This window comes from Campylobacter sp. RM16190 (assembly GCF_012978835.1).
Lineage (GTDB): Bacteria > Campylobacterota > Campylobacteria > Campylobacterales > Campylobacteraceae > Campylobacter_A.
In genome coordinates this window covers 21392-38944 of record NZ_LIWS01000012.1, presented here as the reverse complement: position 1 = coordinate 38944, position 17553 = coordinate 21392, and the positions used below count along the sequence as shown (strand labels likewise).

Genomic DNA, 17553 nt, shown 5'->3' with positions numbered 1-17553 from the left:
AAAAGTTAGCGTAAATGTAACCTTAGAGCTTATTCATAGATCAGACTTTATAAAGAAATTTCATTCTATTGCCGAAAGCAGAGAGCACAATAACTTTCACATGCTTGAGCTTAATATTAAAGATGCCTCTTCATTTAAGCAGCCTATTGATAGTAATGAAATTTTAAATACTTATAAAAGCTATGGTATATCTCTTATACTTGATCAATTCGGTTCAAAATCTACTTCTATTAAAAATTTAAAAAATATTTATGCCGATAAATTAAAAGTCTCAAAATACTTAAGTCTGGGAGTGGTAAAAGAGGCTGATAGCTTGATTATAGTAAAATCAATTCTTACTTTATCTAATATATTTTTAAAAGAAGCCATTGCAAAGGGAGTAGAGACATCCGAGAGTATGTATCTGCTTATGAAGGCGGGGTATCACAACTTGCAAGGAGGATATATAGCTCCTCCGATGAGGCTTGAAAGAATTAAACATTGGCTTGAAACATATAAAATTCCAGACAAATTAAAGCATATAGAGGCTCTTAAAGAGAGTGAGCTTGTATTGTGTAATTTAGCCGTTATGCATAAGGGCTGGATAAAGAGTTTGCTTGATATGTTAAGCGCTTCAAATTTTAACAAATTTGATACAAAAGAATTTGCTAGAAATTATAGTGAATTGATGGTTGAATCCTATAAAAAGCATATTTCAGATTTTCATAAAGTGTCTATTCATGTTGAGACAACAGGTATAATTATGCAAATTTTAACAAATATAGAGCAAGGTCAAAGTATATCAAAGCTTGTTGTTAAATTAAAAGATAAGCGTGATAAGATTTTGACTTTAGAGTAAGGACTGAAAATTTATGGAATTTAAAAATTTTGAAGGCAGGGTATATGAACATGAAATTCCTGTCGGAAGCAGACTATATTTTGGGAAGATAGCGACTTTAAAAAGGGACATTGAGAATCTCGCTAGTAGAATTTTGTTGGAAAATGGATTTCACGAGATTGTAACTCCATATTTTTCATATCATCAACACTTAAGCGTATCTCCAACTCAGCTACTTAGATTTAGCGATCATGCCAATAACCAAGTAAGTTTAAGAGCCGACAGTACCGTAGATGTCGTGAGAATAGTCCTTAGAAGGCTTAAGGATACCGAACCAAAACGATGGTTTTACATTCAGCCTGTTTTTAAATATCCTAGTAGCGAATTTCATCAGATAGGTGCAGAATTAATAGGCGAAACGGATCTTGCCATAAGCGTAAAAATGGCTAAAAATTTATTCGATAAGTTAGGACTTAAGCCTCATCTTCAAATAAGCCATATCGAAATACCGCATATAGTTTGCAGGCTTTTAAATCTGCCTATATCCATATTTGAGCATGGAGAGATAGAGAAAATTTTGAATCAAAAAGAGGAGTGGCTCAAAAAACTTGCTTTTGTAAATAGCGTAAGAGAGATAGATGAAATTTATAGTATTGTTCCAGATGAGCTAAAAGAGCCTCTTAACGAGATAAAAAGAGTGGCTGAGCTGTCGCAATGCGAAAATTTAAGAATAGTTCCACTATATTATTCAAAGATGAGATATTACGATAAACTATTTTTTAGGTTTTTAAGTGGTAATGATATATTAAGCGGCGGTGGAAATTACGAAATAGACGGTATTAAAAGTAGCGGTTTTGGCGTCTATGTGGATGCTTTGCTAGAAAATTTAAAAGATAAAAATATATAAAGAATTTATTGAAGGATTTAAGATGAATAGAGCTGATCTGATAGTAGGCGTGCAGTGGGGAGATGAGGGTAAGGGTAAGATAGTAGATATGCTAAGTGCCAACTACGATATGGTTTGCAGATGCCAAGGCGGACATAATGCCGGTCACACAATATGGACCAATGGCGTTAAATATGCTCTTCATTTGGTTCCTTCCGGGGTTTTGCATAAAAATATAATCAATATAATAGGCAACGGAGTTGTCGTATGCCCTGAATTTTTAGTTAAAGAAATTAAGCAGTTTGAAGCTCTTGAAGGAAGATTTTTTATAAGCGATAAGGCGCATCTAAATTTGCGCCATCACGCTTTAATCGATCAGGCAAAAGAGCGTCTTAAAGGTAAAAACGCTATAGGAACGACAGGTAAAGGAATAGGTCCCGCATATGCAGATAAAATAAGCAGAAACGGTCATAGAATGGGAGAGCTTTTGGATCCTGAAAAACTATGCGATGATCTAATGAATGATTTTAGCGAGAACAAGAGCTTTCTTGATACTTTAGGTGTTGTTATTCCTAGTAAAAATGAACTTTTGGACGAGCTAAAACTATATAAAAAAGAGCTTGGAAAATTTATTGCAAACACTACTCAGATGGTTTGGAAAGCGCTTGATAGTAATAAAAAAATAATGCTTGAGGGTGCGCAAGGAACTCTACTTGATATAGATCACGGCACATATCCTTATGTAACTAGCTCAAATACTATAAGCGCAGGAAGCTGTAGCGGAATAGGCATTAGCCCAAAAGAGGTAGGTGAAGTAATAGGCATAATCAAAGCCTATACTACTCGTGTTGGAAACGGGGCTTTCCCTACCGAGGATTTTGGTACAGATGGCGATATAATGTGCGAAACAGGCAAAGAGTTTGGCACTACTACAGGTAGAAAAAGACGTTGCGGATGGTTTGATGCAGTAGCTGTAAAATATGCAGCAAGACTTGATGGAGTGGATAAATTTGCTGTTATGAAGCTTGATGTTTTAGATGGCTTTGATAAGGTGAAAATTTGTAAGGCTTATGAGTATAAGGGTGAGATTATTGATTATTTTCCTACAGATCTTGAAAATGTTAAGCCTATATACGAAGAGCTTGAAGGCTGGGATAAGGTTGAGGGAATTCGTAAATTTGACGACTTGCCGCAAAATGCAAAGGCCTATATTGAGCGTATAGAGGAGCTAACCGGCACAAAGGTTGGCATAATATCAACCAGCCCAGAAAGAGAAGATACTATTGTTAGATGAAGAGTAAATTTACTCAGATTGTAAAAGTAAAAAAACAAAATTTAGATAAAATCAGTCTCAGGCTTGCTAAAAGCAGGTCTGAAGCTGGTATGATAGAAAATTTTATTAATGATACAAATTTGAAAATAGCCTCTTTTAAGCTACCTTCAAATGGTGAATTTACCGAGCTTAAAGGCTCTTTAGAGTTTTTAAATTTGATCAGAAAAGAGAAAGACATACTTTCTCAAAGGCTTGAGCTTGTTAAGAAAAGTATAATGCACTTTGAGCATCAGTATAAAAACGCAAGCTTAGAATATGAGAAGATGAAATATCTTGAGAGCGAAGAGTTTAAAGCGGAGCTTGCTAGAGTTAAAAAGCTTGAGCAAAATTCTATTGATGAGTTTGCTACTATGAGATATACCTATTTAAAAGAGAGTGAGATTTGAGAAAAATTTTATCTTTATCTATATTCGCATTATTTCTTTTTGGAGCTGAAGTTCCCGTTGATTGTGTCTCTATATTTGAGGCTAGAAAGGGTGAGCTTATAAAAGAAATAGAGAGAATAGATGAGGAGAAGCAAGGACTTGAAGCCTTTAGGGCGTCAAGCGAGGCTATTTTTAGAGAGAGAAATGCACAGCTAAGCAAAAAAGAGAGTGATATAAATGCGACTTTGGCTAAAATAGAGGAACAAAAAGCTCATATAGAAAATTTAGTAAAAAGAAATGATGAAATTTTGTCTCAGATTAAAACAATGACAACTGATAAAGTTGGCGAAGCATACGGAAAGATGAAAGATCAGGCCGCGGCAGATGTGTTAAGTGCTATGGATAGGATAAATGCTGCAAGCATAATGTATGCTTTAGCTCCTAAAAAAATCTCTTCTATAATGGCTAAAATGGAGCCTGCTGTGGCGTCTGAAATAACTCTTCTAATCAAGCAAGGCCCACCTTTTGGAAAAAAAGATAAAGATAATAAAATTGATTCGTCCATTAAGCTTGAAGGACCGGCTGGCAATTTACTAAATTTATAGTTTTATAAATATCTGTGTTTCTTATGAGTTAGAATTTAACCTTTTTTTACCTTTTTTTAGTTAAAATCCAAACTAAAAAAGAGAGGTAAAAATGCGTATTAAACTGCCACACACTCCATATATATCGCAAAAGATTGCAATTGATCTATTAAATTCAGGATTTGTTACTTTAAATAAAGGCATTGAACCGCTCTCTGCGCTTGCAAAAGAGATATTAGATAGTGATCTGCAACGCGAAAAGGCTCTTGAAGAGCGGGTAAATCAGGTTTTAGAAGAAAATGAAAACGAAATGGAATTCATGCAAGTAGATAGAAAAAATATGTTCTGGCTAGTCAAGAAAAAGCTTGCAAAGGATTATGATGTAATTTTGGCTTACGAAGATAGATTTAATAATATAGCCCACCTGATTCTTGAAGCCGCTTGGAAAAAGGGATTGATGGACTATAGTGTATCTGAAAATAGAGTAAAAAATGTGATTTACGGCTCCATTGAAGACTATATAAAAATCTATGAAAAGCTTGAAGATGTTGTAATCTCTAAAATCGATAGCTACAAAAGAAAGCTTATACCAGGAACCGAAGAATACGATATAGTATTTGAAAGACTTTATGAAGAAGAGTTAAGAAAAAAGGGAATGCTGTAATGAAAGCTTATATATATCTTGAAAACGGCGTATTTTTAGAGGCTAAAGCTTTCGGAAAAGGCGGAAGCGCGGTTGCTAATATGGTTTTTAATACAAGCTTTACAGCATATCAAGAAATTATAACAGATCCTAGTTATGATGGAAAATTCATAGTTTTTACATCTCCTGAGATCGGTATAGTTGGTACAAACAATGAAGATTCTAACAGTGATAAAATTCACGCTAGCTCTATTTTGATACGATCTTTTAATAAGATGCCTTCAAATTTTAGAGCTACAAAAGATTTGGATGAGTTTTTCAAAGAGAATGGAAAATTCGGTGTTTATGATATAGATACTAGATTTTTAACCACGCTTATTCGTGAAAAAGGCGAGATAAGAGCTGCTATATCGACAGAAATTTCAAATCCTAATGATTTAAAACAGATGCTAGATAATAGATCCTAAATTTATATGGATAATGCCACAATAATATCTATTGTAAGCGTTGCCTTTTTTAGCTCCATAGGACACTGTATAGGTATGTGCGGGGGCTTTATGGTGGCTCTTTCGACTCTTGTAAACCGAGAAAATAAAATAAAAAATATATTTGCGATAGTCGGGTATAATGCGGCTAGAGTTAGCGCATATATCTTGCTTGGAGCGCTTTTTGGCGCATTTGGTAGCCTTTTTGCGCTATCTCTTAAGGCAAGGGGTTATTTTCTCTTTATAATTGGTGTTTTTTTAGTTATTTTGGGTATTGCTCTTATAAAACGCGGCAAAATTTTAAATTTTTTAGAGGGAAATTCCGCTATTTATAAATTTATAAATTTAAAAATCAAAATGATAATCTCAAAAGATATGAAATTTGGTTTTTTAGTGCTTGGGTTTTTAAACGGACTTATACCTTGTGGGGTAGTGTATTATTTTTTAGCTATTGCTATCTCGACAGCAAGCGCAATAAATGGTGCTTTGGTAATGGTCATTTTTGGTATGGTTAGTTTGGTTATGATGAGCTCTTACACTTTGATTTTAAAATTTTTAAACGATAAATTTAGAAGTTTTATGCTCTATCTATCCGGATTAGTAGTGATTATTTACGGTATTTATATATCTTTTATAGGATTTATGGCGACAAATGGATGATATAAAGACTAGATTTAGACAGTATCAAGATGCTATTGAGGCCAGTAATATTGTTTCAAAAACCGACATAAACGGTATTATAACCTTTGTAAATGATGAATTTTGCAAAATTTCAGGATTTAGCAGAGAGGAGCTCATAGGAGCAAATCACAATATAGTTCGTCATCCTGATGTGCCTAAAAAGACTTTTAAAATTTTGTGGGATACGATTTTAGCCAAGAAAGTTCATAAAAGTATAGTTAGAAATCTTACTAAAGATGGCAAAGATATATATCTGAATACTACGATTATTCCTATTTTGGATCCAAATGGAGATATTGAGGAATTTGTAGCTATTAGGCATAATGTAACTGATGTTATAAATTTAAATAATGAACTTTTAAAGACAAAAAGAGAGCTTGAGGATTTAAATCAAAACCTTGAAAATAGAGTTAAAGAACAGACTGCCGAGCTATTAAATTTAAATCAAAATTTAAAATGTCTGGTTGAGGCCGAGATAAAAAAGAATGAGGAAAAGACCCAGATGTTGTTTTTTCAATCAAGACTAGCATCAATGGGTGAGATGATAGCTAACATAGCTCATCAATGGAGACAGCCTCTAAACGAGCTTAGTATAATGCTTTTTAGGTTTAAAGAGGCGTTTTTAGCTCAAGACAGTTCAAGATTTCAGACAGATTATGATGATTCAAAGCGAATTATTAAAAATATGTCTCAAACCATAGAGGATTTTAGAAATTTTTTTGCGATAAATAGAGAAAAAGAGCTCTTTTTACCCTCTATTGCCGTAAAAAATGCAATGAAAATGGTTCAAGGCACATATGAAAAAGATAATATTAAGATAGACTTTTCTATAAAAGATGAGAGCGAAGTATTGGGTTTTAATTCTCAACTCTCTCAAGCGCTAATAATCCTTCTTTCTAATGCAAAAGATGCAATGAAAGATGTAAATAATGAAAAAGCTGTTACAATATCTATATATAAACAAAATAAATTTGTAGTTATTACGGTTAGTGATAATGGCGGCGGTATAAAAGATGAGATAATGGATAGGATTTTTGAGCCATATTTCACGACCAAGCATCCAAGTTCCGGTACCGGAATAGGACTTTATATGCTTAAGATGATAATTGAGAATATGAATGGAAAAGTTAGTGTAAAAAATGATAAATTTGGAGCTTGTTTTACAATAAAGATTCCATATATGGATAAAGGATAGATAGTGGTAGGAAATTTAAAAGAGCTTACAATACTTTTAGTAGAGGATGAAGGTGGGGCTAGAGAGTCTATGGGTGAAATTCTTGCAAATGAATTTAGAAAGGTTATTTTAGCCAGCAATGGCGATGAAGGGTTAAAGAAATTTAAGAAATTTAATCCAGACATTGTGGTAACAGATATTGCTATGCCTATAATGGACGGACTTGATATGTCAAAAGAGATTAAAATCATCTCCAGAAACACTCCTATCGTTATTTTAAGCGCATTTAGCGAAAAGGAGAGGCTGCTAAAAGCTATTGATGTCGGTATCGATAAGTATTTAATGAAGCCTATTGATATGGATGAGCTTTTTGCAACTCTTATAAATATAGCTCAATCAAAAATAGAGGGAGCAAATTTAATAAAAATTACTGATAGATACTCATTTAATCAAACAAAAAGAGTCTTAGTAAAGGACGGAGTAGAGATAGCTCTGACTAAAAAAGAGCTCTCTTTTGTCTCTCTTCTTGTCAAAAGACTCGGGACTTTGGTTTTGATAGAGGAGATAAAAAATATCGTATGGGTAGGTGAGAAAGTAAGTGATGCTGCCATAAGAACTTTTGTAAAAAGAGTTAGGGATAAGATCGGAGCTGAGCTGATAAAGAATATCCCGGGTCTTGGATACAAGATAGATTTAAAATGAATTTTTAATTAAATATATAAATTTTTCACTCGTTTAAGAATAGATATATATTTTTTAATTTAAAATACCATTTTAGTTACATTTTTATTTACAAATTTGAAAAGGAGGTTTTGATGCGACCATCAAATGCATTAAACTACGATTATACCGTAGCTAAGTACTTTATGTTTGCTACAATACTATTTGGCATCATCGGTATGGCTATCGGCGTAATAATAGCATTTCAGATGGCATATCCCGATCTAAATTATCTTGCCGGAGAGTATGGGACATTCGGTCGTCTTAGACCGCTTCATACATCAGGAGTTATATTTGGATTTATGCTTTCTGGTATATTTGCGACCTGGTATTATATAGGACAAAGGGTGCTAAAGGTCTCTATGAACGAATCGCCGTTTTTAATGTTTATCGGCAAATTTCACTTCTATTTATATATGGTTGTGATGGTTCTTGCGGTGATAAGTTTATTTGCCGGAGTTAGTACTTCAAAGGAGTATGCGGAGCTTGAATGGCCTCTTGATATAGGAGTTGTTCTTGTTTGGGTTCTTTGGGGTGTTAGTATATTCGGACTTATCGGAATTCGCCGCGAAAAGACGCTTTATATCTCGCTTTGGTATTATATAGCGACATTTCTTGGTGTTGCTATGCTGTATCTGTTTAATAATATGGCGGTTCCTACGAAATTTGTTTCGGGATACGGCGACTGGTGGCATTCTGTCTCTATGTATGCAGGAACCAATGATGCCTTAGTTCAGTGGTGGTACGGACACAACGCGGTTGCTTTCGTATTTACAGTCGCGATAATCGCTCAAATTTACTACTTCCTCCCAAAGGAGAGCGGACAGCCGGTATTCTCATACAAGTTATCGCTTTTTGCTTTCTGGGGACTTATGTTTGTCTATCTTTGGGCTGGCGGACACCACCTGATATACTCTACGGTGCCTGATTGGATGCAGACTATGGGATCGGTATTTTCGATAGTTCTCATACTGCCATCTTGGGGCTCTGCTATAAACATGCTTTTAACGATGAAGGGCGAATGGGTTCAGATACGTGAAAATCCGTTAATTAAATTTATGATTTTAGCTTCAACGTTTTATATGTTCTCAACTCTTGAGGGACCAATTCTATCTATTAAGTCGGTAAATGCTCTTGCACACTTTACAGATTGGATTCCTGGACACGTTCATGATGGCACACTTGGTTGGGTTGGATTTATGACTATGGCGGCACTTTACCATATGACTCCTCGCGTAATGAAGCGTGAAATTTACTCAAAATCATTGATGGAAGTTCAATTTTGGATCCAAACAACAGGTATAGTTTTATACTTTGCATCAATGTGGATAGCCGGAATTACTCAGGGTATGATGTGGAGAGCTACAGATCAGTTTGGTAACCTTGCATATTCATTTATAGATACTGTTACGGTACTTATTCCATATTACTGGATCAGGGCTATAGGCGGACTTTTATATCTAGTAGGATTTTTTATATTTACTTACAATATATATAAGTCAATGTCGGCTAAAGAACTTACTAAAGAGCCATTTAGCGCAAGTCCTGCGGGCGTAAGGGGGTAGAGATGTTTAGTTGGTTAGAAAAAAATCCATTCTTTTTTGCCGTTGCTGTTTTTTTAGTTATAGCATATGCTGGAATTATCGAAATTTTACCTGATTTCGCCAATCGCGCTAGACCTCTTGAGGGTATAAAGCCTCCTACAGTTTTAGAGCTTGCGGGCAAACACATATATATGAAGGATAGTTGTAACGCCTGTCATACACAGATGATTCGTCCTTTTAAAAGTGAGACCGATAGATACGGTATGTACTCTTTAAGCGGTGAATATGCTTACGATCGCCCTCATCTTTGGGGTTCTAAAAGAACAGGTCCTGATCTAAAACGTGTCGGAAATTACCGCACAACCGATTGGCACGAAAATCATATGCTAGAGCCTACATCTGTAGTTCCTGGCTCTATTATGCCAGCCTATAAACATATGTTTAAAAACAATGCCGATATTGAGACAGCTTATGGCGAAGCTTTGACTACTAAAAAGGTATTTAATGTTCCTTATGATATGGAGGGAATGCCTAAGCTTGGTACTTGGGAAGAGACTCAAGCGATAGTAAAAGAGCAGGCTCAAATGATAGTTGATGAGATGAAAAATCAAGAAGTAAAAGATGCGTTTGCAAGAGGCGAGATAAGAGAAATCGTCGCTATAATCGCATACTTAAATAGCTTGAAATAAGGCAAAATCTTGGATATGCAGGCTTTAAGAGAGATTCAAGGTTACGGATTTTTCTTCTTTACTGTTTTTTTAGTAATTGTGCTATATAGCTATTGCTATCATTTGTATAAATCAGAAAGAACAGGTAGGAGAAACTATGAAAAGTACTCAAATTTGGTATTAAAAGATGATTTGAGTGATGAAATTTTAGAGTCTGTATCTACGAGTAAGAATGTTAAAAAGGAAAGTTGAGTATGAAATGGTTTAATTTAGAAGATAATATTAATTTACTCTCGCTTATCGGTGCATTAGCTATCATATTGCTTACACTATTTGTTGTCGGAAAATATGTAAAACAGATAAAGGATAGCAAATCCGAAGGTGAGCTTAGCGAACATAATTGGGATGGAATAGGCGAGTATAAAAATCCTCTTCCTGTAGGTTGGGCATTAATGTTCGTACTTACTATAGTATGGGCGATATGGTATTATTTGGTTGGGTATCCTCTTAACTCATATTCTCAAATCGGAGAATATAACGAAGAGGTAAAAGGCATGAATGCTAAATTTGAGAAAGAGTGGGCCAATCCTGATATAAAAACTCTTCATGCAATGGGTGAGGGTATATTTTTAGTTCAATGCTCTGCATGTCACGGAATCACGGCTGATGGAATAAACGGTAAAGCTGCTGATTTAAACATTTGGGGAAGCGAGCAGGGTATAGTAGATGCTATTATAAAAGGCTCAAAAGGGCTTGATTACCCAATGGGGGAAATGCCTCCTGGAATGGCTGATGAAGAGGGAGCCAAAGCCATAGCAGCTTACGTGGCTAAAGAGCTTTCAGGTATTAAAAAGACTACAAATGAAAATTTAGTTGAAGCAGGCAAGGCTCAGTTTGCGGTTTGCGCATCTTGCCATGGAGATGATGGTAAGGGAATGGATGGCATGAGTCCTGATCTTACTAAATATGGTACAAGTGATTTTGTAGTAGATGTGCTAAAACGTGGTAAAAAAGGTGCTATAGGCGCTATGCCTAAATTTGACGACGGAAGACTTAACGCATTGCAGCAAAAGGCTGTAGGCGAATATATCTTATCGCTTACGAAGTAAGGAGCTATGATGGAAAATACAAATAGAAACGTTTTTGCACTAAATGGTGCAACGGGAATGCTTATCGCTACCGTGCTTTTGCTAACTATCTTAGCCGTACTTACATATCTTGGCATTAAGGCTCAACAAGATGTGGCGCAAAAGCCATACACTATCGAAAATCCAAGTGCTATCGAGATGAAAAGCGTAGATAACGCTAAGCATATAAAGATAAAGGAGTAGAGATGTCGGCAATTTTAGAGAAGATTATAATCATAGGACTTGTCCTCTCTGCTATAATTTGTGCATGGGCGGTTTTAACTCCTAACCACTTGTTTATAGGATGAAATTTATAAATTTTAAGGGCGTATTTATCGCCCTTGCTTTGCTTTTAACTTCTGCTTTTTCAAAAGATATTGTCCTAGTAAATCAAAAAATTTTAAGCGATAAAGTTGCTGAAAGAATAGAGCTTATAGGTGACGAGTTGTTTGAAAAATCAAGTATTTATGTGGGTATAGGCGTATTTGATAAATTAAATGGAAAAAATTTAAAAGAGGCTTTTGGCGAGTTAGATTTAAAGCCGCCTTTTGCATTTTTGATGCTTTCTAAATTTGAGCATAAGGTTGAAATTTTTGCCGATAGTGAAACTCTTAAACTTTTTAATAAAGAGGGAATTTTAAGTCCATATCCATCTAGCGGTTCGATTTTACCAATACTTACCTCAAAAAATGGCAAGGATATCTATAATGCTGCTATGCTTAACGGCTATGCTGATTTGGCTGAGCAGATAGCTTCGTCAAAGCGCATTAAACTAGAAAATGCGCTAGGCAGTTCAAATAAAATTTTTCTTGAGATCATCAGATTTTTCGTATATGGTTCAATAATCTTTGTTATAGTCGTGATGTCAGTTAAGAAATTTAGGAATAAAAATGCAAGATAATACAAAGACATTTTGGCCATACGCTATCGTGCTCTCTATCATAGCTATTGTCATAGCCTGCATAGCTACGATTGTAATTGCGCTTAAAAATCCCGTTCAGATGGATACTTTTTATATGGACAGATATCAAAACGTAGATGAGAATATCAATAAAATTCATGAGAGTCAAAAGAAGTTTGATTCTAAATTCAGTGTCGTTTTTAATAGTGTAAATCTAGAAAAACATAACGATTTTCTTAAAGCTATATTTGAATTTACCGTAACTCCAAAAGATAACAAATCTGCTAATCTTAACACTCAAATTTTATTAACCAGACCAGAAACTAATGAGCTAAATCAAATTTTAGAGGCGATTTGGCAAAATCAAAAATTAATTACAAAGAGTGTAAAATTAACTAAAAAGGGTAGATGGCAGCTGCTTTTAAAGCTAAATGACGGCACCGATACCGGATTTTATAAATTTGAAATTGAAGCGAAGTGATAGATTTAAATAGACTTTTTGTTTTTACAAACTCACGTAAAATTCGTGATTTTAACTCAAAATTTGAAGAGCAGTTAATACCCAAGGCGATTACTATAGCCGAATTTGAAAAAAAGGCGGTTTTGGTAAAAGATCGTTTTGAAGCCGATAGCGTATATTTGCTAGTGCTTATGCAAAGAGCTAGTGCAAGCGTCAAAGAGGCTAGAGAGCAGCTTAAAATACCCGATGAATTTTTTGCATTTTTAAAAAATAATGACTATCTTTTTAGCTTTTTTAAAGAGCTTGCAATTCAAAAAAAGAGCATAGAAGATATTAAATTTAGCGATATATACGCCAATTTTGAAGAGCATTTGGCTATACTTGAAGCCGTGCTAAATAGATATAAAGAGCTACTTGAAAAAGAGAATTTATACGATGATATAGTTTTGCCTGAAATTTATAATCTAAACGAGGATTATATCAGGGAATTTGATGAAATTATCATAGAGATAGACGGATTTTTAAGTGATTTTGAATGGGAAATTTTAAATAAAGTTTCATCTCTTACCACTCTTAAAATCATATTTCAAACAAGTAAATTTAATAAAAAATTAGTAGATAAAATTTCTCAAGCTTCAGGAATTAAAAATTTTGCCGAGTATTCAAAATTTGAGCTAAATTTGAGTGATAAAACACTTAAAAATATCGGCACTATCAATAAAAAAAGAGAGATTCAGACCAGATCTTTTGCTACGACTAGCCTTGAGTGTGCTTATGTTATGGCTAAAGCAAGCGAGTTTATAAGAGATGGGATTGAGCCTGAAAAAATAGCAGTGATTTTGCCTGATGAGAGCTTTAGTGAGCTTCTTGCAATGTACGATTTTAACCGAATTTTTAACTTCGCTATGGGTGAGAGCTTTAAGAATACGAAATTTTTTCAAATTATAGAATATATTGTAGCTGCAATAAACGATAAAAAAAGAGTAAAATTAGACACTCAAAACAGATTTGAATTCAATGAATTTGAGTTTATTTTAGAATCTTTTGGGCTTAAAAACGAGCTTTTTAATAAATTTAAAGATCACTTTGAAATGAGCTGCGAATTTAGCTTTTTTAAAGTGCTTATAAATGAAATTTTATCTCTGCAAGATGATAAAAATATCGAAGATTTAGTTTTAGAAGAGCTTTTTTATATAGAAAATTTGGCTAGATATTTTAACTTTACGCTAAGACAAATTTGTGAAATTTTCCTTATGAAGCTAAATACTCTCAAACTTGACGACATAGGCGGTGGCAAGATAAACGTAATAGGTATCTTGGAGAGTCGCGGAATGAAATTTGACGGTGTTATTATCGTTGATTTTAATGACGATTTGATACCAAAACGTAGCGTAAACGAGATGTTTTTAAACTCAAAGGTTAGAGAAAAGGCTGGGCTTATAAGCCATATAGATAGAGAAAATTTACAAAGATTTTATTATGAAAATCTCATAAACGAGTCCAAAAAAACAGCGATTTGTTATCTTGTAAATGAGGAAAAAATCCCTTCAAGATTTCTAAATGAGTTTATAGCTATTAAGGATATGAATTTTAGCGATGACGAGTATGCTAAGGTTTTATCGCGCGTGCAAGATGGAACTAGACTAAGGGCGTTTGATGATGAAGTAATTTTAAGGCATGATTTTTTTGCTAAGCCACTTTCATTTTCTAAGCTAAACACATTTTTAACATGCCCTAGGAAATATTATTATTCTAAAATTTTAGGAATTAAGCCAGCTTTGATGCCTCAAGATAGCCAAAATACAGCACTTGGAAATGCTGTTCATGCGGCGCTTTGCGAGTATTATAATAAATTTGAGAAATTTGATCTGATTGAATTTGAAAAAATTTTAAGTAGTAAGGAAATCTCGCCTCTTGATTTTGAAATTTTGATGATAAATTTTGAAAAATTTGCCAAAAAAGAGCAAGATAGATTTGCTCAGGGCTGGAGGGTTAAAGCCTGTGAAAAAGAGCTTAGTCGCAGCTTTGAAGGAATAATGTTGACAGGCTTTATCGATAGGATAGAAGAGAGAGATGGCGAGATAAATTTAATTGATTACAAGAGTGGAAGTTTTGATAAAAAATCATTGCAACTTCCTTTTTATGAGGCTCTTGTGGGGGCTAAATGCGAGGCTTTTTACTATGATTTAAAAAGCGAGATGGAGTTAGTTAAATCTGCTTCAAGTTTAGAAGATTTACGAATAGAGCTTGAAAATCTTAAAAAAATAAACAAAAGCGAGATAAATTTTAGTCGCAATGTAGGTGCAGCATGCAGATATTGCGAGTACAAAATCATTTGTAAGGGCGAACTATGAAGCCATTTTTAGCCCTAGAAGCAAGTGCTGGCAGCGGTAAGACATTCGCTCTTAGCGTGCGATTTATCGCGCTTATATTAAATGGCGCAAACATTAATGAAATTGTAGCCTTGACCTTTACCAGAAAGGCTGCAAATGAGATGAAAGAGCGCGTTGTAGAGACATTTTTAAATCTTAAAGAAAAACCAAGCGAGCTAGAAGAGATATCTAAGATTTTAAATCAAAGTAAAGAAGAAATTTTAGGGCTAAGAGATGCAAGGCTGGCCAAATTTTTAGAAGGCAATCTTAAAATTACTACCTTTGATTCGTTTTTTGCGATGATTTTAAGGCAATTTAGTCTAAATATGGGGCTAAGTTCTGATTTTAAAATAGTTTCTGGCTTAGAAAATCTGCAAAGAGCTGAGTTTGCACTTGAAATTTCAAAAGACAAGGCACTTTTAAAAGCGCTTGCTAATCTTATCATATCGGCTCAAAATAGTAAAAATAGCTTTTTTGATGCGCTTGAGATGTTTTATGATAATTTTGGCGAGATAAAGTGTGTGCAAAACTCTAAATTCCCAAGTGAAGTCGCGGTAGAAAACAGTCTTAGAAATTTATATGAATATGCATTAAAAAAAGATGCAAGCGACCAGGCTTTAAAGAGTTTTGAGCCAAAAAAACCAATCAGGCTGCTTGAGAGTGCTTTTGTAGAAAGGGATAGTTTAAACTACCGCACATATTCTAAAATTTATTCGCCTGAGCTTGATGAGCTTTTTTGGGAATTAAAGGCGAATTTAAAGCTATATTTTGATGAGCTTGAAGCTTACAAACTAAGCGAACTTAATAAATTTTTACAGATTTATAAAAGTGTTAAATTAGCGCTTAACAAAAGGTTAAACAGCTTAACTTTTAGTGATATTTCAAGATTAACTTATGAACTTCTTTGCAAAAATTTCGATGCACAAGTGCTTTATTTTAGGCTTGATGGACGGATAAATCATCTTTTAATTGATGAATTTCAAGATACTAACGTAACTCAATACGAGATAATGCTTCCTTTGATATCTGAAATTTTATCAGGATACGGACAGAACGGACTTGGAAGTTTTTTTTACGTAGGAGATATCAAGCAAAGTATATATAGATTTAGAGGTGGTAAAAAGGAGCTTTTTGCTAAATTGCAAGATGATTTTATACAGATAAAAAGCTCAAGTCTTTATACAAATTACAGAAGTTTTGCCGCTTTAGTAAAATTTACAAATGCAATTTTTAAGGACAAAATTTCAGATTTCAAAGAGCAGCTCGCAAGCACTAAAAAAGATGATAGGATTTTAAACTTAAGAGTTGATTCTTGGTGTGAATATTTTAAGCCAGATAGCGATGATTACGGGTTTTTGCGAGTAGTAAGCAATGATGATATAGTTATTGAATTACTAAATCAAGTTAAATTTTTACTTGAAAACGGAGTCAAAGATAATGATATCACTGTGCTTTGCTGGAAAAATGAGGATATAAACTCTATTTCTAGCGCTCTTGAAAGCGCAGGCATAAATTCTGTATCGGAAAGCACGTCTTCTTTGCTTCAAAGTCCTTATGTAAAAGCGATAGTAGAGTATGCTAAATTTTGTCTTTTTAAGGATCCAATTTATAAGTTAAACGTAGAAGCTTTGCTTGACACCAAGATCTATTTACTTGATATTAACCCATCTAAACCAGCTTTTTTAAGCCTAAATTATCTTGCTAAAAAACTAAATATTGATATTTCAAATATCGATATTTTAAGGCTTTTTGAACTTGCAAGAGAATTTAAAAATTTAGCAGATTTTATTTTTAATCTCGATAGCTTTGATGCCGTAATAAGCTCTAAAAATAGTGTAGGCGTAAAAATAATGACTGTGCATAAATCAAAAGGACTTCAGTTTGAAAATGTCATCGTATGCGACAGGATAGGGGGTTCTAAAAGCGATAGTTCCAGTTTTTTAGCCGAATATGATGTGAAAGATGGCTGGAAGATAAAGCAAAATATAAAAAAAGAGAGTTTTGATGAGGATTTTAAGAACCTTAAAAATAGAGCCAAAGAGCTTGAAAAAGAAGAGAATTTAAATAAACTTTACGTAGCTTTTACGAGAGCTATTTGTGGTCTTATTGTTATTAAAAAAAGTAATCCAGATGGAAGAAATCCTAGCTTTTTTACAGCTTATGAGCTAAAAAGTAGTCAGGAAATTGTAGAGTATCTTGATTTGAAAGAATTTACTTTTGGTCAGGTTATACCTAGTAAAAAAGATAAAATTCAACAGGCAAGAAATAGCAAAGATATAGATATTATCAAGGTTGCAAGGCAGGATATTAATACTAAAAAAGATAGTATGGCAAAAAATCAAAATGCCATATATTTAGGTTTGGCATTTCACTATCTCTTTGAGATTACGGCTAAATTTGATGAGAGAGCATTGTGGGTGGCAAGATCTGCTATGTTTAATAAATTTCATAAATTTCTTTCTAATGATGAGCTTGAAGAGCTATTTTTAAGAGGATTAAGTTTAATAAAAGACGAGAAATTTATAGAGCTTACTATCAATAAAAAGATATATAAAGAACAGCCTTTGAAATTTAATGGCTCGTTAAAGCAGATCGATCTTATGTGTATTGATGATAATGAAATTTGTATAATAGATTACAAGACAAGCGATCATAATGTCGATGAAAATATATCTCAAATAACGAACTACAAGGATGCTATAACTAAATTTTATCCAAATCTTAAGATAAAAGCTGTATTATTTTACGCTCTAAAAAATAAAATTCAATATATTGAAATTTAAAAACTACTTA

The 17553-nt window shown here is 33.8% G+C and carries 19 protein-coding genes; all 19 read left to right on the top strand.

Annotated features, from left to right (window positions below):
• Positions 1 to 838 (top strand): EAL domain-containing protein (locus CDOM16190_RS09740; protein WP_170020526.1); only part of this gene is annotated, 838 nt, incomplete at its 5' end.
• 13 nt (positions 839 to 851) lie between these two features.
• A complete protein-coding gene (locus CDOM16190_RS09735; RefSeq protein ID WP_170020524.1) occupies positions 852 to 1724 on the top strand; it encodes an ATP phosphoribosyltransferase regulatory subunit in 873 nt (290 codons plus the stop codon).
• Positions 1725 to 1746: 22 nt separating this feature from the next.
• Positions 1747 to 2997: an adenylosuccinate synthase gene (locus CDOM16190_RS09730; protein ID WP_170020522.1), complete on the top strand. Its 1251-nt coding sequence runs from the start codon at positions 1747 to 1749 to the stop codon at positions 2995 to 2997.
• Positions 2994 to 3422 carry a flagellar export protein FliJ gene (locus CDOM16190_RS09725; protein ID WP_170020520.1) on the top strand — a complete coding sequence of 143 codons (429 nt, stop codon included), beginning with the start codon at positions 2994 to 2996 and terminating at the stop codon, positions 3420 to 3422. The genes CDOM16190_RS09730 and CDOM16190_RS09725 overlap by 4 nt, the downstream gene beginning before the upstream one ends.
• On the top strand, positions 3419 to 4006 hold the full coding sequence (locus tag CDOM16190_RS09720; protein ID WP_170020518.1) for a MotE family protein: 588 nt from the start codon (positions 3419 to 3421) through the stop codon (positions 4004 to 4006). The genes CDOM16190_RS09725 and CDOM16190_RS09720 overlap by 4 nt, the downstream gene beginning before the upstream one ends.
• 91 nt (positions 4007 to 4097) lie before the next feature.
• Positions 4098 to 4649, top strand: a complete 552-nt coding sequence (locus tag CDOM16190_RS09715; protein WP_170020516.1) for a DUF507 family protein — start codon at positions 4098 to 4100, stop codon at positions 4647 to 4649.
• Complete coding sequence (locus CDOM16190_RS09710; RefSeq protein WP_170020514.1) at positions 4649 to 5095, top strand: carbamoyl-phosphate synthase domain-containing protein; 447 nt, start codon at positions 4649 to 4651, stop codon at positions 5093 to 5095. Before CDOM16190_RS09715 ends, CDOM16190_RS09710 begins: the two co-directional genes overlap by 1 nt.
• Before the next feature lie 6 nt (positions 5096 to 5101).
• On the top strand, positions 5102 to 5773 hold the full coding sequence (locus CDOM16190_RS09705; protein ID WP_170020513.1) for a sulfite exporter TauE/SafE family protein: 672 nt from the start codon (positions 5102 to 5104) through the stop codon (positions 5771 to 5773).
• A complete protein-coding gene (locus tag CDOM16190_RS09700) occupies positions 5766 to 6989 on the top strand; it encodes a PAS domain-containing sensor histidine kinase (RefSeq protein ID WP_170020511.1) in 1224 nt (407 codons plus the stop codon). Before CDOM16190_RS09705 ends, CDOM16190_RS09700 begins: the two co-directional genes overlap by 8 nt.
• 3 nt (positions 6990 to 6992) lie before the next feature.
• Entirely contained in the window at positions 6993 to 7670 is a 678-nt protein-coding gene (locus tag CDOM16190_RS09695) for a response regulator transcription factor (RefSeq protein ID WP_170020509.1), read from the top strand.
• A 113-nt stretch (positions 7671 to 7783) separates the two neighbouring features.
• Positions 7784 to 9253, top strand: coding sequence for a cytochrome-c oxidase, cbb3-type subunit I (ccoN, locus tag CDOM16190_RS09690; protein WP_170020507.1), 1470 nt, complete (start codon positions 7784 to 7786; stop codon positions 9251 to 9253).
• Between the two features lie 2 nt (positions 9254 to 9255).
• Entirely contained in the window at positions 9256 to 9921 is a 666-nt protein-coding gene (gene ccoO / locus CDOM16190_RS09685) for a cytochrome-c oxidase, cbb3-type subunit II (RefSeq protein ID WP_170020505.1), read from the top strand.
• 15 nt (positions 9922 to 9936) lie between these two features.
• Complete coding sequence (locus CDOM16190_RS09680) at positions 9937 to 10152, top strand: cytochrome c oxidase, cbb3-type, CcoQ subunit (protein WP_170020528.1); 216 nt, start codon at positions 9937 to 9939, stop codon at positions 10150 to 10152.
• Positions 10153 to 10154: 2 nt separating this feature from the next.
• Positions 10155 to 11009: a cbb3-type cytochrome c oxidase N-terminal domain-containing protein gene (locus CDOM16190_RS09675; RefSeq protein WP_170020503.1), complete on the top strand. Its 855-nt coding sequence runs from the start codon at positions 10155 to 10157 to the stop codon at positions 11007 to 11009.
• Between the two features lie 9 nt (positions 11010 to 11018).
• Entirely contained in the window at positions 11019 to 11231 is a 213-nt protein-coding gene (locus CDOM16190_RS09670) for a DUF4006 family protein (RefSeq protein ID WP_169975784.1), read from the top strand.
• A gap of 100 nt (positions 11232 to 11331) precedes the next feature.
• Complete coding sequence (locus tag CDOM16190_RS09665) at positions 11332 to 11928, top strand: hypothetical protein (RefSeq protein ID WP_169975786.1); 597 nt, start codon at positions 11332 to 11334, stop codon at positions 11926 to 11928.
• The gene (locus CDOM16190_RS09660) at positions 11918 to 12409 is read left to right on the top strand and encodes a FixH family protein (protein ID WP_170020501.1); all 492 of its coding nucleotides are present in this window, start codon (positions 11918 to 11920) and stop codon (positions 12407 to 12409) included. The genes CDOM16190_RS09665 and CDOM16190_RS09660 overlap by 11 nt, the downstream gene beginning before the upstream one ends.
• Positions 12406 to 14742, top strand: a complete 2337-nt coding sequence (locus CDOM16190_RS10920; RefSeq protein WP_170020499.1) for a PD-(D/E)XK nuclease family protein — start codon at positions 12406 to 12408, stop codon at positions 14740 to 14742. The genes CDOM16190_RS09660 and CDOM16190_RS10920 overlap by 4 nt, the downstream gene beginning before the upstream one ends.
• Positions 14739 to 17543, top strand: a complete 2805-nt coding sequence (locus CDOM16190_RS09650) for a RecB-like helicase (RefSeq protein WP_170020497.1) — start codon at positions 14739 to 14741, stop codon at positions 17541 to 17543. Before CDOM16190_RS10920 ends, CDOM16190_RS09650 begins: the two co-directional genes overlap by 4 nt.
• Positions 17544 to 17553 lie beyond the last annotated feature (10 nt).